This window comes from Pseudomonas sp. WS 5532, assembly GCF_012985445.1.
Classification (GTDB): domain Bacteria; phylum Pseudomonadota; class Gammaproteobacteria; order Pseudomonadales; family Pseudomonadaceae; genus Aquipseudomonas; species Aquipseudomonas edaphica.
The window spans coordinates 21,428-47,622 of record NZ_JAAQWK010000003.1; the positions used below are offsets into that span (position 1 = coordinate 21,428).

Consider the following 26,195-nt stretch of genomic DNA (forward strand, 5'->3'; position numbering starts at 1 on the left):
CGCCTAACTGCATGACAACAAAGCAATTGGCTGGAACTGCGCGCCGATTCCGGCGACCATGGCACCTTCGCCAGAACCAACCTCATCGCTGGAGTCCGCGTGCCGCAACAAACCCCCGATCTGCCCCCCGAACTGCGTCCCCTGGCAGAAATGCCCCTGCTGAAACGGCTCGCCGCCCGTTTGTTTGGCCATGGCCTGACGCGTTTGCGTGCCCAGCATCGGTTTTCCTGGCTGCACGGCCAGGCGGACGGCTTTCGCAGCGGGCACGAAGCCGGCGTGGAATATGGCTATCGCGAAGGCAAGGCCGACGGCCTCGAGGAAGGTCGGCAGGTGTTGCTGATCCGCGACTTTCGCCCCGACGAGCACCGCGCACCGGGGGTGGATGACAGCTTGTTCGACGATTGGCGCTTGCCACTCACGGCCGACGTGAAGAAGCGCATGAAGGCTGACGTAGCACGTCTGCTACCGGCCCACGCCCAGCCCAGTGCCGCGCAATGGAAGATGATCTTCAGTGACACCCCATCGACCTCAGTGATTGCCGGTGCCGGGGCGGGTAAGTCCACCTCGCTGGTGCTGCGCATCCTCTTGCTTAACCACTATCTGGGCTTTGAGCTGAGTTCGATGACCGTGGTGACCTTCACCCGCGAATCGCGCAAAGACTTCATCAACAAGCTCATGGAAATTCTCGGCCTGTGGGGCCAGCCCCTTGGTTTCAAAGAAGCCCAGGCCGTGGTGCGTACCTTTCATTCGCGCATTCTGCCGATGGTGCGCAGCCTGCCGGGCTTCGAGCGGCTGCAAGCGTTTGAAAACCTCAGCAGCGGTTTCGACGATGCCGACAGCAACCCCTTCGACCTGCGTATCAGCGACGCCCAGCGCCAACAGATGAACACTTGTTATCACCGGCTGCATGGCCGCCATGCGCGCTTTCGCGAGCTGATCGCACCACTGGCCCGTCATGGCCTGCAACTCAAGGAACTGGAGCGCGACCACCCCGACGTGCAGAAACGCATCGCCGTCACCGAGTTGGCAGCCAAGCGCGATGAAGAACTTTGTGACGTGATCGAGGACCTGTGGTTTCGCGCCGGCGCCTGGCCGATCAAAGGCATAGAGCCCAGTCGCCAGACCTTCGAAATCAATGGTGCGCAATTTCACTGCCACGGCTACATCGCGGAACTGGATGCCTGGGTAGTACTGGGTTTTGATCCGCGGGAAAACGCTCAGACCAGCCGGCCGAATGCAAAGCTTTCGGTGCGGGCCGAATGGGCGGTAAAGCGCACCTTGTTTCAAGCTTTCTGTCGCAAGCCACTGATATGGCTAGATAACTACGAATCATCAAAGCGCCTTTTAAGCAGCCTGGCGGGCGATGCCAGCGCCGGGCCTGGCTTTGATTACAAGGTCAAGGGCGAGCTGGCCTCGGCGCCGCTGTTGGACAGTTTCGTGATGGCGGCCGGGTTTATCGAGAATCTCGGGTTGGATGTGCCAACGGCTGTGGGTCAAATGAGCTTCGCCAAGGACGACCCGGACCGGGGCTACTTTGAAGCCTTGAGCATTTTCTGGAAGGCGCTGGAAGATCATTTGCTCGATCAATCGCCGCCGATCATGACCTATAACCGCATGTTTTCGCTGTTCGGTGAGAACACCCCGGAGAACCTCAAGCTGCTCAGCGATCCACTGCTACGGCCGATGTCGCACCTGATGATCGACGAGTTCCAGGACGTATCGCCGCAGATCGTCTCGTGGATCCGCGCCAGCCTGCGCGAGATTCGCAGCCGTGGCCCGGCGATGCACGTAGGGCGCGGGGCGCAACGCTCGTCGTTGCTGTGCGTGGGTGATGACTGGCAGTCGATCTACGGCTGGCGCGGCAGTTCACCCAAGTACTTCATGGCGTTCAACCAGGAATTCCCGTCACCCAGCACCACCCGCGTGATGCTCAGCGAGAACTACCGCAGCCACCAGCACATCATCGACGCCGCCGAACATGTGGTGCGCGCAGCCCCGGCGATTCCCGGCAAGAAGGCCAAGGCCAGTGGCGAGCCCAAGGATTTGGAACCCGTCGTGGTACTGGAACGGGACGACGCCGCACTGGGGCGGCAGTTGCTGGAGCACTATCAGCGCGGTAATACAGTGCTAATGCTTTATCGAAAAAGTAGCGATAAGTTATTGATACAGGAGCATATTCAATCTGTAATTAATGTGGATTCTAGCTTGCAGCCACAGGATCGCCGACTCAAACAGCTGACTTATCACAGTGCCAAGGGCCTGCAAGCAGACGCGGTATTCCTGCTCGGGGATTGCCAGCACGTCACCAGCTCGCCTTACAAAAACCAGGTTTACCGCATGGCGGGCCTGGGCAAGGACGGCGACAGCGAGCCCTACGACAGCGCGCAGAAAGACGAAGTGCTGCGCCTGGCGTATGTCGGGATTACCCGGGCGGTGAGCCATTGCTATTGGTATGTGGAGAAGCCGGAAGGCCAGGGGGTGAACGTGCCAAGGGCTTCGGAGCGGGTTGATGGGCGCAAGGCGTTTTTTGATGACCGACGCAGCTAGCAGCTAAACACAGTACCCAATGTGTGGGCGGGCTTGCCCGCGATAGCAGTAGATCAGTTGGCAACTTTGCAAACTGACACTCCGCCATCGCGGGCAAGCCCGCTCCCATATTGGTTAAGATTTACCTGTTAAATCGGGTTCACGCCCGCAACGACAGCGGCGGCACAAAACACTCCAGCTCATCCTCCACCGCTTCGATGATGCGCTCCACATCGGCCGCATTCATCACCGTGGCGCAAGGAATGCCGGCAATCGCGATCAACGTCTCGCCGCTGGCCCGGTCGAACAGGCGCGCAACCATACTGCCGGGGGCGTCCATACTCCCCTCGAAGCCCATCGGATGAAAATGCCAGCGCATCAGCTGGCAGGCGTTGGGAAATGTCACTTTGTTCATGTTGCCCACCTTGTTCATTGAGCGCTTCCTTTAGCTCGCGGCAGGGGGCCATGGCCTTCACTGGTCGTGGCATCAAGACCTTCAAAATAGCATTCGTTCGCAAGCGCGCGGTGACTTTTTAGGGGCCGTTCGGCAGTTCTTTAGCGATCATATGACGTGGATCATTTCTTACTCAAAACCAGGCAAAAGGCCATTAGTCAGAAGTTCCAATTGACCATTGAATGCCGCCGGCAAATTCGGCAATCTCCCAGGCATTCCCGCCGCAGAGCCTTCCATGCAGCCCGTCTTGAGTGAAGAGTACGAACAAACCCAAGCCACCGGCGATCTGGTGTTGCGCCATCACCTGTGCTGGCGCCATCGCGACCTGGATGGCGTGATGTCCTACTACCACCCCGACATTCAGTACCACGACTTTTTCCAAAACCGCGTGGTGGGTCAGGCCGAGTTGCGCGAGTACCTGCAAGCCAGCATGCCGCGTGGCGCCGACGAGGCGATTGAGCACATCGACCGTATTCGCGCCGACGGCGATACCGCGTTTATCCAGTACCGCATTACGCTGCGCGGCGGCCAGGGCCTGGTGTCATTTCGCACCAGTGAGGCGATTACCGTGCGCGATGGGTTGATCTGGCGCGTCAACGAGTACGCCTCCCTGGTGCATGAGCAGCAGACCCAAACCCTGCGCCCTACAGTCAGCCGCCTGGGCCTGTCGCCCCAACAATTGGGGCATATGGCCAAAGATCTGCAGCAGTACTTCGAACTCAAGCAACCCTATCTCGACCCGGAGCTGGACCTGCAACGTGTGGCCAATGAGTGTGGCTACAGCCGCAACCAGATTTCCTACCTGCTCAACCAGGTGCTGGGGCAGAGCTTCTACCGTTACGTCAACCAGGCCCGGCTCCAACACCTGCTGGCTGCGCTGGACAAGGCTGTGCCGCCGATAAAGGTCGATGACCTGGCCTTTGCCGCCGGTTTTAATTCGCTGTCGGCGTTCTACAGCGCGTTCCGCCAGCACACCGGGCAATCGCCCAAGGCCTACGTCAAACAAATTTCTCTGCGTGCACGCGCGCAAGACAGCCCATAACGCCGCGCTCTAGGATCCAGCCTATCGAAATGAGGTTGGGGAGCTTGGCATGCCGGCATGGCGCAACATCAGTTTATGGATGGACCAGTTGGACGACCCGCTGGTGGCGCGGCCGTCCCTTGCGCACGACCTGGACGTCAATGTGGCGATTATCGGCGCCGGCTACACCGGGTTGTGGACCGCCTACTACCTCAAGCGCCAGGCTCCGGAGCTGAAGATTGCGATTATCGAAGCGCAGACAGCAGGCTTCGGTGCGTCTGGCCGCAATGGCGGCTGGCTGATGGGCAACCTGTTGGGCGAAGACCGCCTGCTGGCCGGCCTGTCAGCGCAACAACGGCGCGCCTCGTTTGACCTGTTGCATGGCATCCCCGACGAGGTCGCCCGGGTGCTGGCCCGTGAACGCATCGACTGCGACTACCGCAAAGGCGGCGTGCTGTACTGCGCGGCGCGTTACCCGGAGCAGGAAGGCAGCCTGCGCCGTTACCTGGACACGCTCCACGCCCAGGGCCTTACCGAAGCGGACTACCGCTGGCTGAGCCCGCAACAGCTGGCCGAGCAAATCCGCATCGCCAAGCCGTATGGCGGTATCTATGCGCCCCATGTCGCAACCATCAACCCCGCCAAACTGGTACGCGGCCTGGCGCGGGTGGTGGAGAGCATGGGCGTGACGATCTATGAGAACAGCCCGGTCACCCATTGGCAGTCAGGCAGCGTGCGCACGGCCAATGCCAGCGTGCGCGCCGCGTGGGTAGTGCCGGCGGTTGAGGGCTACGCCACCACGTTGCCGCCGCTGGGGCGCTATCAGTTACCGGTGCAAAGCCTGATTGTCGCCACTGAGCCGTTGCCGGCCAGCACCTGGGATGAAATTGGCTTGAGCCGAGGCCAGGCTTTTGGCGAAAGCAGCCGCCAGGTCACCTACGGCCAGCGTTCGGCGGATGACCGCCTGATATTCGGCGCCCGTGGCGGCTATCAGTTTGCCGGCAAGCTGCGCCACAACTTCGACCTGACCACCAGCGAAGTGGAGCTGCGACGCTACCTGTTCAGCGAACTCTTCCCACAGCTTAAACACGTCAGGATTACCCACTCCTGGGGCGGCAACCTCGGCATGTCGCGCAACTTCCGGCCGCACATGCTCTGCGATCACACCACCGGCATCGCGCTGTCCGGTGGTTATGGCGGGGAGGGCGTAGGTGCCACCAACCTCGGAGGCCGCACCCTGGCCGACATGATACTCGGCCTCGATACGCCGCTGACCATCCAGCCCTGGGTGATCCGCGAGCGTGGCCTGGACGCGCTCAAGGCCTGGGAGCCCGAACCCTGCCGCTGGCTGGGTTACAACGCGATCATTCGCAGTTTTGTCCATGAAGACCAGGTGCTCGCCAACCCCAACAGCGCGCCGTGGCGGCGCAAATTGGCGACCGGCGTGGCCGGGTTCATGGAAGGTTTCATGCATTAGGCCGTTTCACTCACACGGGAAAACCCATGAGCATCACTCACTTCAAAGACGCGCTGAATGCCCACCTGCCGGACTCGTCACCGGTGGCCGTGCCCTTGGGCGAGCCCATCGCCGTGGCCTCGACCTTAAGTGTTGAGCGCAACGATGGCGTCGAAACCGGCATCTGGCAATGCACCCCAGGCCGCTGGCGCCGACAGATCAAATCCCAGGAGTTTTGCCACTTCATCCAGGGCCGCTGCACCTTCACCCCCGACAACGGTGAAGTCGTTCACCTACAAGCCGGCGATGCACTGATGTTGCCGGCCAACAGCACCGGTATCTGGGACATCCAAGAGACCGTGCGCAAGACCTACGTGTTGATGCTGTAACGCTTTGATCCTTGATCGCCTGCCATAAAAACAGCCCTAAAACCGCCAGGAAATCGAACCATGAAAGCCATTGCCCTGTTGCCCTTGATGTTGGTGGCCGCTATCAGCCAGGCCGCCGAGACGGTGAAGATCTACAACTGGTCGGACTACATCGCGCCGGACACCACCAAGAACTTCCAGAAAGAAACCGGTATCGGTTTCACCTACGACGTGTACGACAGCAACGAAACCCTCGACGGCAAGCTGATGACCGGCAAATCCGGCTATGACGTGGTGTTTCCGTCCAACCACTTCATGGCCCGGCAGATCCAGGGCGGCGCGCTTAAAAAACTCGACAAGAGCCAGTTGCCCAACTGGAAAAACCTCAACCCGGTGCTGCTCAAGGCCCTGCAAAACAACGACCCGGGCAACGAGCATGGTTTCCCATACCTGTGGGGCAGCACCGGCATCGGCTACAACATCGACAAGGTCAAGGCGGTGCTCGGCGACAACGCGCCGGTGGATTCCTGGGACTTGATCTTCAAACCCGAGAACATGGCCAAGCTGCAAAAATGTGGCGTGGCGATTCTCGACAACGGCCCGGAACTGCTGCCGGCGGCGCTTAATTACCTGGGCCTGCCGCCCCACAGCAAGAAGGCCGAGGACTACAAAAAGGCTGAAGGCCTGTTGATGAAAGTGCGTCCGTATGTGGCCTACTTCCATTCCTCGAAGTACACCGCCGACCTGGCCAATGGCGACATCTGCGTGGCTGTCGGCTTCTCCGGCGACATCCTGCAGGCCGAAAGCCGCGCCAAGGAAGCCAGGAACGGTGTGAATATCGGCTACAACATTCCCAAGGAAGGCGCCGCGATCTGGTTCGATATGGTCGCCATGCCGGCCGATGCCCCGGATGAAAAAGCCGGTTACGCGTTCATGAACTACCTGCTGCGCCCGGAGGTGATGGCCAGCATCACCAACTACGTGCACTACGCCAACGGCAACGCGGCGGCTGACAGCCTGGTAGACCCTGCAATCAAGGCCGACACCAAGGTGTACCCAAGCCCGGAAATGATGGGCAAGTTGTTCGCCCTGGAAGCAATGCCGCTGAACATCGACCGGATTCGCACGCGGGTGTGGAACACCATTCGTACCGGACGCTAGGGGTTACACCGAGCCCCTGTAGGAGCTGGCTTGCCTGCGATTGCGACCTGTCCGTCGGCTAGTGGGTGACTGACACACCGCTATCGCGGGCAAGCCCGCTCCCACATTTTGACTGTGCAATGCCGGTTTTCAGGGGTTTTCCAGATCATGCCCCAACGACTGGATAAACAACGAAAACAGCTCCGGCTGCGACGAAATATCCAGCTTTGCGTACAGGTGCCGCCGATGCACCTTGACCGTGTCCGGCGAGATTTTCAAACGCTCGGCCATGGCCTTGGATGAGAACCCACGCAGCACCAGGCGCGCCACTTCCAGCTCGCGCTCCGACAGTACACCGCTGCCAAAATGGCTCAGCGCATCGCGAATCTGCGTGTCCATCGCCGGTACACGCTGGGTGCTTTGCTGCCAGTGCTGCTGCATCAGCGGCAGCACCCAGGCCGCCAGTGTGGTCATCAACCCGGTCTCTTCAAAGTTGAAGCGTCGCTGCATGCCCAGCGACAAAGACAGCGTGCCTGTACCCGGTAACTGCAGAATGAATTGCACCTCGTCTTCCAACACGTTGTCGTGGAAGTAGTTGAGGAAGTATTCACTCTGGCGAAAATGGTCCGGTGCCACTTCCTCCAGGCGATACACGCCGCTGGCATAACCTTCGCGGTACGCCTGGTAAAACGGGTCGATCAGGTACAGGCCATTGAGGTACACCAGCATCGAGGCCGGTTTACTGCTGGGCTGGGCGTCGTATTCTTCCAGGGCCACGGGCGGGCCATCGAGGGGGTAAAAAATCGCCAGGGCGTTATCGAACGGCAGGCATTGGTGCAGCAACAGCACCAACTGCTTCCAGAAGTGCTCGGTGCCCAGGTGTGCGACGGTGCGGCCCAGGCCTGCGTGCATGCCGACCTCTCTGAACAGGCTCATAAACACGGCTCCAGCCCTCAATAGATCAGCCAAGGGTTCGGCTTTTGCCGAGTATCGTCAAGGGGAGTACGCCAATAGGGGAATTGGCCCGCATAAACACAGCGTTTACTTTGCCGTCATCCAGCGAGAAACATATCTCGCAACCGCCCGACTTTTTTCGTTTCTGCCTCCTACCAAAAATAACGACAGAGGATAACGATATGAGTGCTTCCCCCGCGCCAGACGGCGTGCTCAAGCCAACGCTGAGTGTTTTCGATGTGGTGGCCATTACGGTTTCGGCGGTCACGCCGGCCAGCTCTGTATTCGTGATTGCACCGTTTGCCATCCAGCAAGCGGGCAGTGGCGTGTTCCTGGCGTTTGTGATGGCGGCCTTGCTCGCGCTGATGTTCGCCTTCTGTTACGCCGAACTCGGTCGCGCCCATAACAGCGCCGGTGGTGAATATGTGTATGCCAAGCGAGTGTTTGGCGGCATGGCCGGTTATGCGACGTTTCTGACGGTGCTGGTGATGCTGTTGTTTATCCCGCCGGTCTTGGCCACAGGGGCCGCGACGTACCTGAATAACGCCCTGGGCACAAAATTCGACTCGCAAACCGTCGCCCTGGTGATCGTGGTGTGCAGCTACGCCCTGGGCATCCTCAATATCAAGCTCAATGCCTGGATTACCGGCACCTGCCTGCTGTTGGAAGTGGCGGCGTTGCTGGTGATCGTGTTCATCGGCTTTGGTAATCCCGTGCAGCCCGCCAGCGTGCTGTTCCAGCCGCAGATCGTCGAAAACGGCGTGCTGCACCTGGCGCCCTGGGCCCTGGTAATTGGCGCCGTCGGCATCGGCCTGTTCTCGTTCAATGGGTATGGTCCTGCGGTATTGCTGGCCGAAGACATGAAGTGCGGTGGCAAAGGCGTGCACAAAGCGGTGCTGTGGTCGCTGGGGTTGGTGGTGGTGATCGAGCTGGTGCCGATCACGGCATTGCTGATCGGCGCGCCGTCGCTGAGCGCGATGATCAGCAGCCCTGACCCGATTGGCTATCTGCTGACCAGCCACGGCAATGAAACCCTGTCACGCCTGGTCAGTGCCGGGATCTTCCTGTCGGTGTTCAACGCGATTGTCGCCATCGTCATCCAGATTGGTCGAGTGGTGTTCAGCAGCGGTCGCGATGCGCTGTGGACGCCGCGCATCAACGCGCTGTTCACGCGTATTCACCCGCGCTGGGATTCCCCATGGCTGGCGACGCTGTTCCTGGCGGTGCCTTCGGCGCTGTTGAGTTTCAGCTCGAACCTGGCGGACCTGACGTCCTTCAGTGTATTGCTGATCATCCTGGTGTACCTGGTGGTGGCGTTGAGCGCGCTGATGAGCCGGGTGCTGCTGCGTGATCGCGAGCACCCTTATCGCATGCCGTTATGGCCGCTGCCGGCAGTGCTGGCGGTACTGGGCGCCGGTTACCTGCTGGTGACCCTGATCGCCGCGGCGTCGGTGCGCGACATCATGATCATCATCGGCTTGCTGGCCTTGTCGGTGATTTTGTATTGCATCACTGGCCGGACGAGTCCGGCGTTTCAGAAATTGTAAGGAGTGGGTATGCGAGCACGTCAACTGGGCATTACGTTAGGGCTGGGCACGCCCGGGAAATTGAATGCCATCACCGATGTTCCCGGTGTCCGGGTGGGGCACGCCACGCTCAAGACCAGCATCGGCGGCAAGCAGGTGCGCACCGGCGTCAGCGTGATCCAGCCGCGCGCCGGGGAGGCGCGACAGCAACCGTGTTTCGCCGGCTACCACGTGCTCAACGGCAATGGCGACGCCACCGGCCTTGAGTGGATCAGCGAAGCGGGGCTGCTGACCACACCCATCGCTATCACCAACACCCACAGCATCGGGATTGTGCGTGACAGCCTGATCGCCCTGGAGCGCGAGCGCCTGGCGGACCCGGCGGTGTACTGGTGCATGCCGGTGGTGATGGAAACCTACGACGGCCTGCTCAACGATATCTGGGGCCAGCACGTCAAGCCTGAACATGTGCGCCAGGCGCTGGACGCGGCCGAGGGCGGGCCGGTGCAAGAGGGCGCCGTCGGCGGCGGCACCGGTATGATCTGCCATGAGTTCAAGGGCGGCATCGGCACGGCATCCCGGCGTGTGCCAGAGGAGCAGGGCGGTTGGACCGTCGGCGTGCTGGTGCAGGCCAACCATGGCAAGCGCCAGGAGCTGCGCGTGGATGGCTACCCGGTCGGGCGCCAGTTGATGGACATTCCATCACCCTTCGCCGAGCGCGGCACGCCGGGCATGGGTTCGATCGTGGTGATCATCGCCACCGACGCGCCGTTGCTGCCCCATCAATGCCAGCGCCTGGCGCAACGCGCCTCCATCGGTATCGCGCGCACCGGCGGCGGCACCGAGGATTCCAGTGGCGACCTGTTCCTGGCCTTCGCCACCGGCAATCACGGCCTGCCACCGGCAGATTACGGGCGCAAGGACCTGGCACTCAGCAGCGTATTGCGCATGGTCAACAACGACCATATTTCGCCCTTGTTCAGTGCCGCCGCAGAGGCGGTGGAGGAGGCGATTATCAACGCGATCCTCGCGGGCGAGGACATGACGACGGAAGACGGCATCACGGTGCCCGGACTTGCCGACGAAGTATTAATCGGCGCGTTAAACAAGTGCGGCTGGAGTCTGTCCCGGTAATGGGGGGGGCACGCACTTTAATAGTGCGAGTGGTGGCTCTTTAATATTGAACTATGACACCGTGTCAATATATTGGATCCATTATTAAAGAGGGCCGCTCAGCAAGAGCGGCTTTACCGCTATTTAATATTTAAATAACAGTCGGCGGCGATTTGCGGCGCAAGCGCAATTACCCCCAGCAAACGCTGTGTGCGACTTCCTCAAGTTGAATCTACGTCACATTTTTGTTGCGGAAATATTTGTAGACGAAAGATTTCAAGTTGTGTCAGTTTCGATACGCCTTCAAAAGAGGCGAGTGATAGGACGATCCTCGCCCGCGAGGTTCCTATCGAACAAAGACTGATGCACTTGCAAACAAGGAAGTACGTTTATGTCAAAAGTAAAAGACAAAGCTATTGTATCTGCCGCGCAAGCCAGCACTGCTTACTCGCAAATCGATAGCTTCAGCCATCTGTATGACCGTGGCGGTAACCTCACGGTCAATGGAAAGCCCTCGTTCACAGTGGACCAGGCCGCCGACCACCTGTTGCGCGAGAATGCTGCGTATCGGGACATTGATGGCAACGGCAAGATCGATCTCACCTACACCTTCCTGACCTCGGCTTCCTCGGCCACCATGAACAAACATGGCATCTCCGGGTTCAGCCAGTTCAACACCCAGCAGAAAGCACAGGCCGCATTGGCCATGCAATCCTGGGCGGATGTGGCCAACGTCACCTTCACCGAGAAATCCTCGGGCGGTGACTTCCACATGACCTTTGGCAACTACAGCAGCGGCCAGGATGGCGCAGCGGCCTTCGCTTACCTGCCTGGCACCAATGCCAAGTACAACGAGAGCGGGCTGGACGGTACTTCCTGGTACCTGACCAACAACAGTTACACACCGAACAAGACCCCGGACCTGAACAACTATGGCCGGCAGACCCTGACCCACGAAATCGGGCACACCCTGGGCCTGGATCACCCTGGCGACTACAACGCCGGGACCGGCAACCCTTCGTACAAAGACGCGGACTATGGACAGGACACGCGTGGCTACAGCGTCATGAGTTACTGGAGCGAGAGCAACACCAACCAGAACTTCAGTAAAGGCGGGGTCGAAGCCTATTCGTCCGGCCCGCTGATCGACGACATTGCCGCGATCCAGAAGCTCTACGGCGCCAACTACGCCACCCGCGCCGGCGACACCACCTACGGTTTCAACTCCAACACCGGGCGTGACTTCCTCAGCGCCACGTCCAATGCCGACAAGCTGGTGTTCTCGGTATGGGACGGTGGCGGCAACGACACCCTGGACTTCTCCGGTTTTACCCAAAACCAGAAGATCAACCTCAATGAGGCCTCGTTCTCCGACGTTGGCGGCCTGGTGGGCAACGTGTCCATCGCCAAGGGCGTTACCATCGAGAACGCGTTTGGCGGTTCGGGCAATGACCTGATCATCGGCAACAACGCCGCCAACATCATCAAAGGCGGTGCCGGCAACGACATCATCTACGGCGGTGGCGGTGCGGACCAACTGTGGGGCGGCGCCGGCAACGACACCTTTGTGTACGGTGCCAGTTCCGACTCCAAGCCGGGTGCGGCGGACAAGATCTTTGACTTCACCTCCGGTTCGGACAAGATCGACCTGTCCGGGATCACCAAAGGTGCAGGCTTGAGCTTCGTCAATGCATTCACCGGGCATGCCGGCGATGCTGTACTGAGCTATGCCTCGGGTACCAACCTGGGCACCTTGGCGGTGGACTTCTCCGGGCACGGCGTGGCGGATTTCCTCGTCACCACCGTCGGCCAGGCAGTGGCCAGCGACATCGTAGCCTGATGTAAAGCGCGCGGCGCCCCGGCGCCGCGCTCTCAGGATGGAGCAGCAGATGCCGCGTTTTTCCCATTTGATCGCCTGTGCTTCACAGGTGTTGTTCGTTTCGGCAGGAGCCCACGTCATGGCGAGCAGTCTGGTTTTACCCACCACCGCGCAATTGGCCGGCCATTGGCAATTGCAGCAACAGGACCAAGTGTGTGCGCTCGACCTGTTGGATGAGCCCAACGCCGTGGCCGGTGATGTCGCCTGCGCCGAGCTATGGCTGAGGGAAAAGCCCCTGACTTGGTTGCCGACCCCGGACGGTATCTGGCTGTTTAATGCAGAGGGCAGCGGGATTATTCATTTGAATCGCGAGAAAGACGGTGAATACAAAGGGCGCACGCCTTCAATACCGGAAGTTGTGCTGCAACGAACACCCTAATTAAAAAGTTATAAGCTTATAACAAGAGTTTAATAGTTGGCCGCCCACTTCAGGGCACGGGCAACTATTGCGCGTCATTGGCTTCGGGGAAGAACAGACACTATGGCGAAGTCCAATGTGGTTGCGCCCTTATTCAGGGCGCTGGGTGAATACAAGGGTATTTTGATCAGCATCGGCTGCTTTACCGCCTTGATTAACCTGTTGATGCTGGTGCCGTCGATTTACATGCTGCAAGTGTACGACCGTGTGTTGTCCTCCCAGAATGAAACCACCCTGGTGATGTTGACGCTGATGGTCGTGGGTTTCTTTGTCTTCATCGGCACGCTGGAAGTGCTGCGCAGTTTTGTCGTGATTCGCATCGGCAGCCAGTTGGAGCGGCGCTTCAACTTGCGCGTGTACAAAGCCGCGTTTGAACGCAACCTGCAACGCGGGCAGGGGCATGCCGGGCAATCGCTGGGCGATTTGACCGTGATTCGCCAATTCATCACCGGGCCTGCGTTGTTCGCGTTCTTCGATGCGCCGTGGTTTCCCATCTACCTGTTTGTGATTTTCCTGTTCAACGTGTGGCTGGGCGTGTTGGCCACGGCGGGCGCTGTGTTGTTGATCGCGCTGGCGTGCCTGAATGAATACCTGACCAAAAAACCACTGGGCGAGGCGGGTGTTTTTTCCCAACAATCAACCCAGCTGGCTACCAGCCACCTGCACAACGCCGAGACCATTCAGGCCATGGGCATGCTCGGCGCGTTGCGTAAACGCTGGTTCGCCGTGCATTCGCAGTTCCTAGGGTTTCAGAACCGGGCCAGCGACACCGGCTCGGTGATTACCTCGCTGAGCAAATCCCTGCGCCTGTGCCTGCAATCCTTGGTGCTGGGCCTGGGCGCCTTTTTGGTGATCAAAGGCGAGATGACCGCCGGGATGATGATCGCCGGGTCCATCCTGATGGGCCGTGTACTCAGCCCTATCGACCAATTGATTGCGGTGTGGAAGCAGTGGAGTTCGGCCAAGCTGGCTTACCAACGCCTTGACGACCTGCTGCGTGAATTCCCACCCGAAGCCGAGCAAATGGCGTTGCCGGCGCCCAAGGGCCAGGTGAGTTTCGAACACGTCAGCGCCGGCCCGCCGGGGCGGCGTGTGGCGACCTTGCAACAGGTCAGTTTCAACCTCGGCGCCGGTGAAGTGCTGGGCGTGCTCGGTGCTTCGGGTTCGGGCAAATCGACCCTGGCCCGCGTGCTGGTTGGCGTGTGGCCAACCCTGGCCGGCACCGTGCGCCTGGACGGCGCGGATATCCATCGCTGGAACCGCGACGACCTCGGCCCGCATATCGGCTACTTGCCCCAGGACATCGAACTGTTCAGCGGCAGCATCGCCGACAACATTGCGCGCTTTTGTGAAGCCGACCCGGAGCTGGTGGTGAAAGCCGCGCAACAGGCCGGTGTGCATGAGTTGATCCTGCGTCTGCCGCAAGGCTACGACACCGTGTTGGGCGACAACGGTGGCGGCCTCTCCGGCGGCCAGAAGCAGCGGGTGGCCCTGGCGCGTGCGCTGTATGGCGCGCCGCGTTTGATCGTGCTGGATGAACCCAACTCCAACCTCGACACCGTGGGCGAGGCCGCCCTGGCCAGCGCCATCGTGCAGATGAAAGCCCAGGGCAGCAGCGTGGTGCTGGTCACCCATCGCTCCTCGGCGTTGGCCCAGGCCGACAAGTTGCTGGTGCTCAGCGAAGGTCAATTGCAGGCCTTCGGCCCCAGCCAGGAAGTGCTGCGCGCGTTGTCGGGCCAGCAACAGCAGGAAGCGCCACGGGAAAAGGCCGGTGTGAGCCTTAGCCGTCAGTACCAGACCGGAAGGAATCCAGGCGCATGAGCAGCCTTACTGTAGAGCCCCGCTTTAAAGAACGTGATGCCGGTTTTTTCGTAAAGATGGGCTGGTGGTTGACGATTGTCGGCGCCGGTGGTTTTTTCCTTTGGGCCAGCCTCGCGCCCTTGGACCAGGGCATCCCGGTGCAAGGCACGGTGGTGGTCTCGGGCAAGCGCAAGGCCGTGCAAACCTTCAGCCCTGGGGTGGTCAGCCGGATCCTGGTGAAGGAGGGCGAGTTGGTCAAACAGGGCCAACCGCTGTTTCGCCTCGACCAGACCCAGAACCAGGCCGACGTGCAGTCGCTGCAAGCCCAGTACCGCATGGCCTGGGCCAGCGTGGCACGCTGGCAGAGCGAGCGTGACAACCAAGCGGCGATTACCTTTCCCGCTGAGCTGAGCGCCAACCCCGACCCGGCCCTGGCCCTGGTGCTGGAAGGCCAACGCCAGCTGTTCAGCAGCCGCCGTGAAGCCTTTGCCCGTGAACAAGCCGGTATTCGCGCCAACATCGACGGTGCCACCTCGCAACTGAGCGGCATGCGCCGCGCCCGTACCGACCTGTCCGCCCAGGCGCAATCGCTGCGTGATCAACTCGCCAACCTGCAACCGTTGGCCGACAACGGCTATATCCCGCGCAACCGCTTGCTGGACTACCAGCGCCAACTGTCCCAGGTGCAACAGGACCTGGCGCAGAACAGCGGAGAAAGCGGACGCGTGGAGCAGGGCATTCTCGAATCACGCCTCAAATTGCAGCAGCACAGTGAGGAGTATCAGAAAGAAGTGCGCAGCCAGTTGGCCGACGCGCAACTGCGCAGCCTGACCCTGGAACAGCAACTGACCTCGGCGGGTTTTGATTTGCAGCACAGCGAGATCAATGCGCCAGCCGATGGCATTGCAGTCAACCTCAGTGTCCACACCGAGGGCGCCGTGGTGCGCGCCGGTGAGACTCTGCTGGAGATCGTGCCACAAGGCACGCGGCTGGAAGTGGAAGGGCATTTGCCGGTGCACCTGGTCGACAAGGTGGGTACGCACTTACCCGTCGACATTCTGTTTACCGCCTTCAACCAGAGCCGCACCCCGCGTGTACCGGGCGAAGTCAGCCTGATCTCGGCCGACCAGATGCTCGATGAAAAGACCGGCCAGCCTTACTACGTGCTGCGCACCACGGTCAGCGAGGCTGCATTGGAAAAACTTCACGGCCTGGTGATCAAGCCGGGCATGCCCGCCGAGATGTTTGTACGCACCGGCGAACGCTCCTTGCTCAACTACCTGTTCAAACCGCTGCTCGATCGCGCCGGTTCTGCGTTGACTGAGGAATGAGCATGCGCGTTGTGTTCATCACCTTATTATTGAGCTGCACCAGTGCCCACGCCGCCATGGGCCCGTTTGATGTGTACGAGCAGGCATTGCGTAACGATCCGGTGTTTCTCGGCGCCATCAAGGAGCGTGACGCCGGCCTGGAAAACCGCACCATCGGCCGTGCCGGGCTGCTGCCGCGGCTTTCGTACAACTACAACAAGGGCCGCAACAACTCCGAAGCGCACCTGCCGGACGGGCGCGGCGGCAGTTATCGCGACGACCGCAACTACAACAGCTATGGCTCGACCTTCAGCTTGCAACAGCCGTTGTTCGACTACGAAGCCTATGCCAACTACCGCAAGGGCGTGGCCCAGGCGCTGTTCGCCGATGAAAGCTTTCGCGACAAGAGCCAGGCGTTGCTGGTGCGGGTGCTGAGCTATTACACCCAGGCGCTGTTTGCCCAGGACCAGATCGACATCGCCCGCGCCAAGAAAAAGGCCTACGAGCAGCAGTTCCAGCAGAACCAGCACCTGTTCCAGCAGGGCGAAGGCACGCGCACCGATATTCTCGAGGCCGAGTCGCGCTATGAGCTGGCCACCGCCGAAGAGATCCAGGCGCTGGACGAGCAGGACGCGTCGTTGCGCGAACTGGGGGCTTTGATCGGCGTGCAAAGCGTCGACATCCACGACCTGGCGCCGCTGAACCAGAGCTTTGCTGCCTTCACCCTGACCCCGGCCAACTACGACACCTGGCATGAACTGGCGCTGAGCAATAACCCCACGCTGGCGTCCCAGCGCCAGGCCGTGGAAGTGGCGCGTTATGAAGTGGAGCGCAACCGCGCCGGGCATTTGCCCAAGATCACCGCGTATGCCAGCTCGCGCAAACAGGAGTCCGACAGCGGCAACACCTACAACCAGCACTACGACACCAACACCATCGGCGTTGAAGTCAGCCTGCCGCTGTATGCCGGTGGCGGGATCTCCGCCTCCACTCGCCAGGCCAGCCGTGGCATGGAACAGGCCGAGTACGAGCTGGAAGGCAAGACCCGCGAAACCCTGATCGAACTGCGCCGCCAGTTCAGTGCGTGCCTGTCGGGCGTGAGCAAATTGCGTGCGTACCAAAAGGCACTGACCTCGGCCGAAGCGCTGGTGGTGTCGACCAAGCAAAGCATCCTCGGTGGCGAGCGGGTCAACCTCGATGCACTGAACGCCGAGCAGCAGCTGTACAGCACCCGTCGCGACCTGGCGCAGGCGCGTTACGACTACCTGATGGCCTGGACCAAATTGCACTACTACGCGGGCAACTTGCGCGACACCGACCTGGCGAAAGTCGATGAGGCTTTCGGCCCGGTGAAATGAGCATCCATAAGAAGAATAAGGAGGGGTTAGATGATCACCCATTCACCACGTTTCAAACCGTTTACCGCAGGCTCGTTACTCCTGTTGTCCGTTGCGGCACAGGCGGCCTATACCGAAAACGGCCAAGCGGGTAACCCCGCCAGTTGGCGCTCCGCCGAGTTCCAGAGCGACTGGGGCCTGGGGCGCATGAAGGCGGATGAAGCCTATGCGGCCGGTATCACCGGCAGCGGGGTCAAAGTCGGCGCGCTGGATTCGGGTTTTGACCCCAACCACCCTGAAGCTTCCAAAGACCGCTACCACGCTGTCACCGCCAGCGGCACCTACGTCGATGGCAAGCCGTTCAGCACCACCGGCGCACTCAACCCCAACAATGATTCCCACGGCACCCATGTCACCGGCACCATGGGCGCAGCCCGTGATGGCGTGGGCATGCACGGTGTGGCCTACAACGCGCAAATCTACGTGGGCAACACCAACGCCAACGACAGCTTCCTGTTTGGCCCGACCCCGGACTCCAAGTATTTCAAGGCGGTGTACACCGCGCTGGTGGATTCCGGCGTGCGCGCCATCAACAACAGCTGGGGCAGCCAGCCCAAGGATGTCAGCTACCAGACCCTCGGCGACCTGCACGCCGCCTATGCCCAGCATTACAACCAGGGCACCTGGCTGGATGCCGCGGCGGATGTGGCCAAGGCCGGGGTGATCAACGTGTTCAGCGCCGGCAACAGCGGGTATGCGAATGCCAGCGTGCGCTCGGCCTTGCCGTATTTCCAGCCGGAACTGGAAGGCCACTGGCTGGCGGTGTCCGGCCTGGATAAAGCCAATAACCAGAAATACAACAAGTGCGGAATCGCCAAATACTGGTGCATCTCTACGCCTGGCGCGCTGATCAACAGCACCATTCCCGATGGCGGTTATGGGGTCAAGTCCGGCACCTCGATGTCGGCACCGCATGCCACCGGCGCGCTGGCGCTGGTGATGGAGCGCTACCCGTACATGACCAATGAGCAGGCGTTGCAGGTACTGTTGACCACTGCCACGCAACTCGACGGCTCTGTCACTCAAGCACCGAATACCATCGTCGGCTGGGGCGTGCCGGACCTTGGCCGAGCGATGCATGGCCCGGGGCAATTGCTTGGCAACATGAACGTCAACCTCGCGGCCGGGCAGGGCGATGTGTGGAGCAACGGCATCTCTGACCAGGCCTTGGTTCAACGCCAGGCCGAAGACCGCGCCGAGCACAGTGCCTGGCAGCAAACCCTGATCGACAAGGGGTGGCAGAACGGCGTGGGCGCGAATGCCAGCCAGCAGGACCAGACCGATTACGCCGTTGGCACTGCCCGTGATCAGGCCGCAGCCAACCGCGTGTATGAAGGCAGCCTGATCAAATCCGGCGCCGGCAGCCTGGTGCTCAGCGGCGACAGCACGTATCGCGGTGCCACCAGCGTGAATGGCGGCCTGTTGGCAGTCAACGGTTCGCTGACCTCGGCGGTGACCGTCAACAACAGCGGCACCCTCGGCGGCTCCGGGCGCATCGGCGCCTTGAGCGTCAACAGCGGCGGCACCGTGGCACCGGGTAATTCGGTAGGCACCTTGCAGGTAGCCGGTGATGTGAACCTGGGCGCAGGCTCCACCTATGCGGTGGAACTCACGCCCACCAGCAGCGACCGCATCGTCGCAGGCGGCAAAGCCGTGCTGGGCGGCGGCACCGTGACCCTGGCGCTGGAAAACAGCCCCACACTGCTCAGCCAGAGCCAAGTGCAAAGCCTGATCGGCCGCCAGTACACCATCCTCCAGGCGGCGGGCGGCGTTCAGGGCCAGTTTGGCCAGGTGCTGCCGAACTACCTGTTCCTCGGCGGCACCCTTGATTACGCCGCCAACGGCGTGCAGTTGGATTTGGGGCGCAATAACGCTGCGTTCGCCAGCGTTGCCGCCACGCGCAACCAGCGCAGTGTCGCGGCGGCGGCCGAGCAGTTGGGCGCCGGCAACCCGGTGTATGAAAGCCTGTTGCAGTCGGACTCGGTGGCCACGGCCCGCCAGGGCTTGCAGCAACTGTCGGGTGAGATCTACCCGGCGATTGGCGCGATGCTGATCAACGACAGCCTGCAACTGCGCGATGCTGTAGGTGAACGCCTGCGCCATGTGCCCGTGAACGGCGAAAGCAACCTGTGGATCAAGGCCCTTGGCGCCTGGGGCAAGACCGACAGCCGCAGCGAAACGGCAGGCTCGACCACCTCGATTGGCGGTTTGCTCGCCGGTGTGGACGGCGCGCTGGACGAGCAGACCCGCGTGGGTGTGGTTGCCGGCTACAGCGACAGTTCGCTGAACATGGGCAGTGGCACGCACTCGTCGGCGTCCATCGACAGTTACCACTTCGGCGCGTATGCCGGGCGTGAACTGGGCGACTGGCGCGTCAGCGTGGGTGGTGCCTACAGCTGGCATCGCGGCGACGTAAAGCGTGACCTGCAGTACGGCGAAGTCAGCGGCAAGCAAAAGACCAAGCTGGATGCGCGCACGGCGCAGTTGTTCACTGATGCTGCGTACCGCATTCACCTGCAACCGCTGGCGCTGGAGCCGTTCGCCAACCTGGCCTATGTACACCTGGACAGTGATTCCTTTCATGAAAAAGGCGCTGCGGCGGCGCTGGAACGTGGCAGCGATCGGCGCGATGCGGTGCTCAGCACCCTCGGTGTGCGGGCCTTGAAAACCCTGCCTCTGAATGACCATCAGCAGCTCGAACTGTCCGGTTCGCTGGGCTGGCAGCACAGCCTGACGGCGGTTGAATCCGAAGAACACTTGGCGTTTGTCGCCGGCGGGCCGTCCTTTGCCGTGCGCAGTTCGCCGTTGTTGCGTGATGCCGCGCTGGTCGGTGTGCAGGCCAGCCTGGCGCTGAGCAAGGCCACGCGGGTCAACCTGGATTACAACGGCCAGTTGGGTGGGCGTGCGAAAACCCAAGGCGTGGGGATGAGCCTGAACTGGCAGTTCTAAACACGCCGCAGCGATGATCGTTCCCACGCTTTGCGTGGGAATGCCTCTTGTGACGCTCTGCGTCACGCTTTGGACGCAGAGCGTCCTGGGCTGCATTCCCACGCGGAGCGTGGGAACGATCAGGTTGGATTTCCAAAAAAGTGCAATAAGAAAACTAAGGAAGGTCACCGTGAACAAACGCAAACCAGGGTTAAATACCGCCACTCACACAGGCCCGGGCTACCCGCTCAAGGCTTTGAGCTGCGTGCCATACGGCGCGTTGCTGTGCTGCCTGGCAAGTCTGGGGACCGCCCAGGCCGCACCCTATGTGGAAACCGGCAAACTGGGCGATGCCGCCAGTTGGCGCAGCAACGAGTTCAAGGCCGATTGGGGGCTGGGCGCCATCCATTCAGACACTGCGTATGCCGCCGGCTACACCGGCAAAGGCGTCAAGCTGGGCATCTTTGACCAGCCGGTGTATGCGCAGCACCCGGAGTTCGCCAGCCCCAACAAGGTGGTGACGATTGTCACCGAAGGCATCCGCCAATACACCGACCCGTATATCCCGGTGAAGGCCGGCGATGCGTTCCGCTATGACGGCACGCCGTCCAAGGACTCCAACGGCAAGCTGGGTAACCACGGCACCCACGTCGGCGGGATTGCCGCCGGTAACCGTGACGGCGGGCCGATGCATGGCGTGGCGTTCAATGCGCAGATCCTCAGCGCCGAAAACGGCGACCCAGGCCCGGAAGACGGGATCATCCTCGGCAACGACGGCGCGGTGTACAAGGCCGGTTGGGATGGGCTGGTGGCCAGCGGCGCACGCATCATTAACAACAGCTGGGGCATCGGCATTGGCGATCAATACGCCAAGGGCGGCCGCGATCCGGCGTACCCCAACTTCACGGTCAATGAAGCCCAGGCGCAGTTCAACAACATCCGGCCGATCCTCGGCACGCTTGCCGGCGGCGCCTACCAAGGCGCAATCGATGCCGCCCGCAGCGGCGTGCTGACCATCTTTGCCGCCGGTAACGACTACAACCGCAACAACCCGGACGCGATGTCGGGTCTTGCGTACTTTGTGCCGGAAATTGCACCGAACTGGCTGTCGGTAGCCGCCTTGCAGCAAAACCCGGACACCGCGAGTGCCAACCCGTATGTGATCAGCACCTTCTCGTCACGTTGCGGTTATGCGGCGAGCTTCTGTGTGTCGGCACCCGGTACCAAAATCTTCAGTTCGATCATCAACGGCACCGACCTGAGCAACCTGACCACCGACTGGGCCAACAAAAACGGCACCTCCATGGCTGCGCCCCATGTGGCCGGCGCAGCGGCGGTGCTGATGGAGCGCTTCCCGTACATGAGCGGCGAGCAGGTCGCCACCGTGCTCAAAACCACCGCCACCGACCTTGGCGCGCCGGGCATCGACGCGCTGTATGGCTGGGGCATGATCAACCTGGGCAAAGCAGTCAACGGGCCAGGGATGTTCGTGACCGCTGAGGATATTCCTGCTGAGTTCCGTATCGACGGCGCCTATGGCAGCAGCCAGTTTGTCGCCGACCTGCCAGGCATTGGTGCGGTGGTGGATGCCGGTAAACCGACCCAGCGTCTGTGCACCGACGTGCATTGCGGCCTGGATGTGTGGAGCAATGACATTTCCGGCCATGGCGGCCTGACCAAGCAGGGCATCGGTACGCTGGTGCTGAGCGGCACCAACACCTACAGCGGGCCGACCCTGGTCAACCAGGGCTTGCTGGCGATTAATGGTTCGGTCACTTCCGACGTCACCGTCAGCCAGGCCGGCGTGCTCGGTGGCTCGGGCCGTATCGGCTCGCTGACTGCCAAAAGCGGCGGCACCGTGGCGCCGGGCAACTCCATCGGCACCTTGAATGTGGCAGGCAATGTCACCTTTGATGCGGGTTCGACCTACGCGGTTGAGCTGTCGCCCACCAGCAGCGACCGCATTGTGGCCGGCGGCACCGCCACGCTCAATGGCGGTACTGTGACCCTGGCCCTGGAGAACAGCCCGACGCTGCTAACCAACGCCCAGGCGCAAAGCCTGATTGGCCGCCAGTACAACATCCTGCAAGCCGCAGGCGGTATTACCGGCAGCTTCGGCGCGGTGCTGCCGAACTACCTGTTTATCGGCGGCACGCTGAACTATGCCGCCAACGGCGTGCAACTGGACGTGGCACGCACCAACAGCTTCGCCAGTGTGGCGGTCACGCCGAACCAGCGTGCGGTCGCGGCGGCGGCGGACCAATTGGGCGCCGGCAATGCGGTGTATGAAAGCCTGTTGCTGGCGCCCAATGCGGCCTCGGCCCAAGGCGCGTTCCAGCAGCTCTCCGGCGAAATCTACCCGGCGCTGCAAAGTGCGTTAATCAACGACAGCCGTTACGTGCGCGAAGCCGTTGGCGAACGCCTGCGCAATGGCGAGATGGGCGCCAGCAGCGAAACCATCGACAGCCGTGGCAACGTGTGGGTCAAGGCCTTGGGCGCGTGGGGCAAGACCGACAGCCGCAGCGACACCGCGGGCTACACCACGTCGCTGGGCGGCATGCTCGCCGGTGTGGATGGCGCACTGGATGACTCGACGCGTATCGGTTTGGTCGCTGGCTACAGTGACACCTCCTTGAACATGGGCAACGACACCCATTCCCGTGCCTCGGTCGACAGCTACCACTTCGGTGCCTATGCCGGGCATGAAATCGGTGCCTTGCGCCTGAGCGGTGGGGCGACCTACAGCTGGCATCGCGCCGATGTGAAGCGTGACCTGCAATACGGTGATGTGGCCGGCAAGCAGAAGGTCAAAGTGGACGCGAGCAGCACCCAGGTGTTTGGTGAGGCGGCTTACCGCGTCAACCTGCAACCGCTGGCCCTGGAGCCATTCGCCAACCTGGCCTATGTGCATCTGGACACTGATGGGTTCACCGAAAAGGGTGACGCCGCCGCGCTCAAAGGCCATGACGACACCCGCGATGTGGTGCTGAGCACCCTGGGCGTGCGCGCCTTGAAGACCTTTAACGTGAACGATCACCAGCAACTGGAAGTGTCCGGCACCCTGGGCTGGCAGCACAACCTGAGCAGCACCGATTCCGAGCAGCACCTGGCGTTCGCCTCGGGCGGCCCTGCGTTCGCAGTGGAAAGTGCGCCGATGGTGCGCGACGCCGCGTTGGTCGGTGCGCGGGTCAGCCTGGCGCTGAGCAAGGATGCGCGGGTCAATTTTGATTACAACGGCCTGTTGGCCAGCAAGGACAAGGTCCACGGGGTGGGGTTGAGCCTCGACTGGGCGTTCTAAAAGGCTTCACACCTTGTATGGGTTTGGGCTTATGTGGGAGCCGGGCTTGCCCGCGATGCAGACACCTCGGTCGGTCAGTTGTACCGAGGTGAGGCTATCGCAGGCAAGCCAGCTCCCACATAGGCTCACTCACTACGAGGGCCACACGTGTTTTCGCTTTCTCTACAAATCCAACAACAGAGAGGCACTACCATGGGTATCTTTGACTATAAAAACCTCGGCACCGAGGGCTCCAAAACACTGTTCGCCGATGCCATGGCGATCACGCTGTATTCCTACCACAACCTGGACAACGGCTTTGCCGTGGGTTATCAGCACAACGGCCTGGGGCTTGGCTTGCCGGCCACGCTGGTGGGGGCGTTGCTGGGCAGTACTAATTCGCAAGGGGTGATCCCGGGGATACCCTGGAACCCTGACTCGGAAAAAGCCGCGCTTGAGGCGGTGCAAAAAGCCGGCTGGACGCCTATCAGCGCCAGTGACCTGGGCTATGGCGGCAAGGTCGATGCGCGCGGCACCTTCTTTGGCGAAAAGGCCGGTTACACCACCGCCCAGGTCGAGGTGCTGGGCAAGTACGATGACGCCGGCAAACTGCTCGAAATCGGCATCGGCTTTCGTGGCACGTCGGGGCCACGGGAAAGCTTGATCACAGATTCCATCGGCGACGTGATCAGCGACCTGCTGGCGGCCTTCGGCCCCAAGGATTATGCAAAGAACTATGCGGGCGAAGCCTTTGGCGGCTTGCTCAAGAATGTCGCCGACTATGCCGGTGCGCATGGCCTGAGCGGCAAGGACGTGGTGGTCAGCGGCCACAGCCTGGGCGGGCTGGCGGTCAACAGCATGGCGGATTTAAGCAACAACAAATGGTCGGGGTTCTACAAGGACGCCAACTACGTGGCCTATGCCTCACCGACCCAGAGCGCGGGCGATAAAGTGCTCAATATCGGCTACGAAAACGACCCGGTGTTCCGCGCGCTCGACGGCTCATCCTTCAACCTGTCGTCCCTGGGCGTGCACGACAAACCCCACGAGTCGACCACCGACAATATCGTCAGCTTCAACGACCACTACGCCTCGACGTTGTGGAATATCCTGCCGTTTTCGATCGTCAACCTGCCGACCTGGGTCTCACATTTGCCCACCGGTTATGGCGACGGCATGACGCGCATCCTCGAGTCCGGCTTTTACGACCAGATGACCCGCGACTCCACAGTGATTGTCGCCAACCTGTCCGACCCGGCACGGGCCACTACCTGGGTGCAGGACCTTAACCGCAATGCCGAACCGCACAAGGGCAACACCTTCATTATCGGCAGCCACGGCAATGACCTGATCCAGGGCGGCAAGGGCGCAGACTTTATCGAAGGTGGCAAAGGCAATGACACAATCCGCGACAACAGCGGGCATAACACCTTCCTGTTCAGCGGCCATTTTGGCAATGATCGGGTGATTGGCTACCAAACCACGGACAAGCTGGTGTTCCAGAATGTGGAGGGCAGCACCGACCTGCGTGACCATGCCAAAGTGGTCGGCGCAGACACGGTGCTGACCTTTGGCGCCGACTCGGTGACCCTGGTCGGCGTCGGGCACGGCGGCCTGTGGGCGGATGGCGTCAGCATCGGCTGATCAGTGCCAGTGTTGCCCCCGCCAGCCACCGCCCCAATACGGCCGGTGGGGGTAGCCGTAGCCATAGCTGTAAACATGATGTGGGTAGTAATAAGGCCGTGGGGCGTAACCCCAATGCCCGTAATAAACCGGCGGCGGCGGGGGAGCAACCACGATGACCCGCGGCGGCTGACGAATGATGATGGTATCGGCAAACGCCGGCGCGCTGGCCAGCGCCGCCAGGCTCAGGGGGATGAGTAACAGCGCGCGTACCGTCCGGGACATGAGTGCCATGGCCGTCTTTCTCCGTTCTACCGTCTTCGAAGATGAAGGCGGCTTATCGGTTGAACGCCGGGTTGGCGAAAATCCTTCGGTAAATAAATCTTCACCGACCAGCGGCGCAACGCTGCGACGGGTCCGGCAGGCCTCACGCGTTTAATCACTACCCGCGAGCTGTTTCGCGCGTCATGTGAGGAACCGAACATGTCCCGACTTCGATTGCTGCTGTGCGCCTTGGTGCTACTGGGCTTGGGCGGGTGCGCGGTGTACCCGGCCTATCCTGGCCCATGCTGCTACCGGCCGTACTACCACTCGTATTACTACCATCCCTACTATCACCCGTATTACCACCCGTACTACCGGTACTGATCGTTCCCATGCTCTGCGTCACGCTTTGGGACGCGAAGCGTCCTGGGCTGCATTCCCACGCGGAGCGTGGGAACGATCAAACAAAAAGCCCCGCATTGCGGGGCTTTTTATGTTCAGGCGATTGCTTTCACTTTTCGCTGCGTACCGTCGCAACGTCATCAGCCTTGATGCGGATGTGCTTGCCGGCGATGTCGGTGAATTCATAGAACCCATCGGCTGTCTTGGTCTTGGGGGTGTCCTTGGTCAAATACTGCGTGCCATTTTGCAATGTCACTACGGTTTGCGTGGAGCAACCGGCCATTAGCAGAAAAGTGAGTGCAACCAGCGGCAGACCCAAATTCTTCATGTTCATTACCC

General features: G+C 61.1%; 20 protein-coding genes. 16 read left to right on the forward strand and 4 right to left on the reverse strand.

Annotation, left to right across the window (positions count from 1 at the left end; genetic code table 11):
- Positions 1–99 precede the first annotated feature (99 nt).
- Positions 100–2,547 (forward strand): UvrD-helicase domain-containing protein, encoded by a 2,448-nt coding sequence (locus HBO23_RS06850; RefSeq protein ID WP_170037084.1) that lies wholly within the window; start codon positions 100–102, stop codon positions 2,545–2,547.
- 139 nt (positions 2,548–2,686) lie between these two features.
- Here HBO23_RS06850 and HBO23_RS06855 read toward each other — a convergent pair whose 3' ends face one another.
- On the reverse strand, positions 2,687–2,959 hold the full coding sequence (locus HBO23_RS06855) for a DUF1652 domain-containing protein (RefSeq protein WP_026013572.1): 273 nt from the start codon (positions 2,957–2,959) through the stop codon (positions 2,687–2,689).
- Positions 2,960–3,215: 256 nt separating this feature from the next.
- Here HBO23_RS06855 and HBO23_RS06860 point away from each other — a divergent pair, with 256 nt between their 5' ends.
- Genes HBO23_RS06860 through HBO23_RS06875 form a run of 4 tightly spaced genes read left to right on the forward strand, consistent with a single transcriptional unit; the run spans position 3,216 to position 6,986 of the window.
- Positions 3,216–4,022, forward strand: a complete 807-nt coding sequence (locus tag HBO23_RS06860; protein WP_170037087.1) for a helix-turn-helix domain-containing protein — start codon at positions 3,216–3,218, stop codon at positions 4,020–4,022.
- 49 nt (positions 4,023–4,071) lie between these two features.
- Positions 4,072–5,478: an FAD-dependent oxidoreductase gene (locus HBO23_RS06865; RefSeq protein WP_170037090.1), complete on the forward strand. Its 1,407-nt coding sequence runs from the start codon at positions 4,072–4,074 to the stop codon at positions 5,476–5,478.
- Positions 5,479–5,504: 26 nt separating this feature from the next.
- Positions 5,505–5,846: a cupin domain-containing protein gene (locus HBO23_RS06870; protein WP_170037093.1), complete on the forward strand. Its 342-nt coding sequence runs from the start codon at positions 5,505–5,507 to the stop codon at positions 5,844–5,846.
- 60 nt (positions 5,847–5,906) lie between these two features.
- Positions 5,907–6,986, forward strand: coding sequence for a polyamine ABC transporter substrate-binding protein (locus HBO23_RS06875; RefSeq protein WP_170037096.1), 1,080 nt, complete (start codon positions 5,907–5,909; stop codon positions 6,984–6,986).
- Positions 6,987–7,115: 129 nt separating this feature from the next.
- On the opposite strand, the gene HBO23_RS06880 is transcribed toward HBO23_RS06875, so the two are convergent.
- Positions 7,116–7,901 carry a helix-turn-helix transcriptional regulator gene (locus tag HBO23_RS06880; RefSeq protein ID WP_017135586.1) on the reverse strand — a complete coding sequence of 262 codons (786 nt, stop codon included), beginning with the start codon at positions 7,899–7,901 and terminating at the stop codon, positions 7,116–7,118.
- Between the two features lie 200 nt (positions 7,902–8,101).
- Here HBO23_RS06880 and HBO23_RS06885 point away from each other — a divergent pair, with 200 nt between their 5' ends.
- From HBO23_RS06885 to HBO23_RS06930, 10 genes are all read left to right on the forward strand, one after another.
- Positions 8,102–9,466: an APC family permease gene (locus HBO23_RS06885; protein ID WP_170037099.1), complete on the forward strand. Its 1,365-nt coding sequence runs from the start codon at positions 8,102–8,104 to the stop codon at positions 9,464–9,466.
- Between the two features lie 9 nt (positions 9,467–9,475).
- The gene (locus HBO23_RS06890) at positions 9,476–10,579 is read left to right on the forward strand and encodes a P1 family peptidase (RefSeq protein WP_170037102.1); all 1,104 of its coding nucleotides are present in this window, start codon (positions 9,476–9,478) and stop codon (positions 10,577–10,579) included.
- A gap of 370 nt (positions 10,580–10,949) precedes the next feature.
- Positions 10,950–12,398: a serralysin family metalloprotease gene (locus HBO23_RS06895; protein WP_170037105.1), complete on the forward strand. Its 1,449-nt coding sequence runs from the start codon at positions 10,950–10,952 to the stop codon at positions 12,396–12,398.
- 49 nt (positions 12,399–12,447) lie between these two features.
- A complete protein-coding gene (locus tag HBO23_RS06900; protein ID WP_170037108.1) occupies positions 12,448–12,816 on the forward strand; it encodes a protease inhibitor Inh/omp19 family protein in 369 nt (122 codons plus the stop codon).
- 102 nt (positions 12,817–12,918) lie between these two features.
- The gene (locus HBO23_RS06905) at positions 12,919–14,676 is read left to right on the forward strand and encodes a type I secretion system permease/ATPase (protein ID WP_138450830.1); all 1,758 of its coding nucleotides are present in this window, start codon (positions 12,919–12,921) and stop codon (positions 14,674–14,676) included.
- Positions 14,673–15,986, forward strand: coding sequence for an HlyD family type I secretion periplasmic adaptor subunit (locus HBO23_RS06910; protein ID WP_170037111.1), 1,314 nt, complete (start codon positions 14,673–14,675; stop codon positions 15,984–15,986). Before HBO23_RS06905 ends, HBO23_RS06910 begins: the two co-directional genes overlap by 4 nt.
- 2 nt (positions 15,987–15,988) lie before the next feature.
- Positions 15,989–17,323, forward strand: coding sequence for a TolC family outer membrane protein (locus HBO23_RS06915; RefSeq protein ID WP_170037114.1), 1,335 nt, complete (start codon positions 15,989–15,991; stop codon positions 17,321–17,323).
- Positions 17,324–17,353: 30 nt separating this feature from the next.
- Positions 17,354–20,311, forward strand: coding sequence for an autotransporter serine protease (locus tag HBO23_RS06920; RefSeq protein WP_170037135.1), 2,958 nt, complete (start codon positions 17,354–17,356; stop codon positions 20,309–20,311).
- A gap of 169 nt (positions 20,312–20,480) precedes the next feature.
- Positions 20,481–23,588: an autotransporter serine protease gene (locus tag HBO23_RS06925; protein ID WP_170037154.1), complete on the forward strand. Its 3,108-nt coding sequence runs from the start codon at positions 20,481–20,483 to the stop codon at positions 23,586–23,588.
- Between the two features lie 192 nt (positions 23,589–23,780).
- Positions 23,781–25,211: a lipase gene (locus HBO23_RS06930; protein WP_169985975.1), complete on the forward strand. Its 1,431-nt coding sequence runs from the start codon at positions 23,781–23,783 to the stop codon at positions 25,209–25,211.
- On the opposite strand, the gene HBO23_RS06935 is transcribed toward HBO23_RS06930, so the two are convergent.
- Positions 25,212–25,484, reverse strand: a complete 273-nt coding sequence (locus HBO23_RS06935; protein ID WP_017135597.1) for a hypothetical protein — start codon at positions 25,482–25,484, stop codon at positions 25,212–25,214.
- A 189-nt stretch (positions 25,485–25,673) separates the two neighbouring features.
- Here HBO23_RS06935 and HBO23_RS06940 point away from each other — a divergent pair, with 189 nt between their 5' ends.
- On the forward strand, positions 25,674–25,838 hold the full coding sequence (locus HBO23_RS06940) for a hypothetical protein (protein ID WP_164487936.1): 165 nt from the start codon (positions 25,674–25,676) through the stop codon (positions 25,836–25,838).
- Between the two features lie 127 nt (positions 25,839–25,965).
- On the opposite strand, the gene HBO23_RS06945 is transcribed toward HBO23_RS06940, so the two are convergent.
- Positions 25,966–26,190 (reverse strand): YgdI/YgdR family lipoprotein, encoded by a 225-nt coding sequence (locus HBO23_RS06945; protein ID WP_017135598.1) that lies wholly within the window; start codon positions 26,188–26,190, stop codon positions 25,966–25,968.
- Positions 26,191–26,195: the final 5 nt, after the last annotated feature.

Bases quoted from the DNA above. Each gene is read 5' to 3' on its own strand.
- HBO23_RS06905 (WP_138450830.1), top strand. From the start codon at position 12,919: ATGGCGAAGTCCAATGTGGTTGCGCCCTTATTCAGGGCGCTGGGTGAA.
- HBO23_RS06865 (WP_170037090.1), top strand. From the start codon at position 4,072: ATGCCGGCATGGCGCAACATCAGTTTATGGATGGACCAGTTGGACGAC.
- HBO23_RS06885 (WP_170037099.1), top strand. From the start codon at position 8,102: ATGAGTGCTTCCCCCGCGCCAGACGGCGTGCTCAAGCCAACGCTGAGT.
- HBO23_RS06875 (WP_170037096.1), top strand. From the start codon at position 5,907: ATGAAAGCCATTGCCCTGTTGCCCTTGATGTTGGTGGCCGCTATCAGC.
- HBO23_RS06870 (WP_170037093.1), top strand. From the start codon at position 5,505: ATGAGCATCACTCACTTCAAAGACGCGCTGAATGCCCACCTGCCGGAC.
- HBO23_RS06945 (WP_017135598.1), bottom strand. From the start codon at position 26,190: ATGAACATGAAGAATTTGGGTCTGCCGCTGGTTGCACTCACTTTTCTG.
- HBO23_RS06860 (WP_170037087.1), top strand. From the start codon at position 3,216: ATGCAGCCCGTCTTGAGTGAAGAGTACGAACAAACCCAAGCCACCGGC.
- HBO23_RS06920 (WP_170037135.1), top strand. From the start codon at position 17,354: ATGATCACCCATTCACCACGTTTCAAACCGTTTACCGCAGGCTCGTTA.
- HBO23_RS06890 (WP_170037102.1), top strand. From the start codon at position 9,476: ATGCGAGCACGTCAACTGGGCATTACGTTAGGGCTGGGCACGCCCGGG.
- HBO23_RS06895 (WP_170037105.1), top strand. From the start codon at position 10,950: ATGTCAAAAGTAAAAGACAAAGCTATTGTATCTGCCGCGCAAGCCAGC.
- HBO23_RS06900 (WP_170037108.1), top strand. From the start codon at position 12,448: ATGCCGCGTTTTTCCCATTTGATCGCCTGTGCTTCACAGGTGTTGTTC.
- HBO23_RS06930 (WP_169985975.1), top strand. From the start codon at position 23,781: ATGGGTATCTTTGACTATAAAAACCTCGGCACCGAGGGCTCCAAAACA.
- HBO23_RS06880 (WP_017135586.1), bottom strand. From the start codon at position 7,901: ATGAGCCTGTTCAGAGAGGTCGGCATGCACGCAGGCCTGGGCCGCACC.
- HBO23_RS06935 (WP_017135597.1), bottom strand. From the start codon at position 25,484: ATGGCACTCATGTCCCGGACGGTACGCGCGCTGTTACTCATCCCCCTG.
- HBO23_RS06855 (WP_026013572.1), bottom strand. From the start codon at position 2,959: ATGAACAAGGTGGGCAACATGAACAAAGTGACATTTCCCAACGCCTGC.
- HBO23_RS06910 (WP_170037111.1), top strand. From the start codon at position 14,673: ATGAGCAGCCTTACTGTAGAGCCCCGCTTTAAAGAACGTGATGCCGGT.
- HBO23_RS06915 (WP_170037114.1), top strand. From the start codon at position 15,989: ATGCGCGTTGTGTTCATCACCTTATTATTGAGCTGCACCAGTGCCCAC.
- HBO23_RS06940 (WP_164487936.1), top strand. From the start codon at position 25,674: ATGTCCCGACTTCGATTGCTGCTGTGCGCCTTGGTGCTACTGGGCTTG.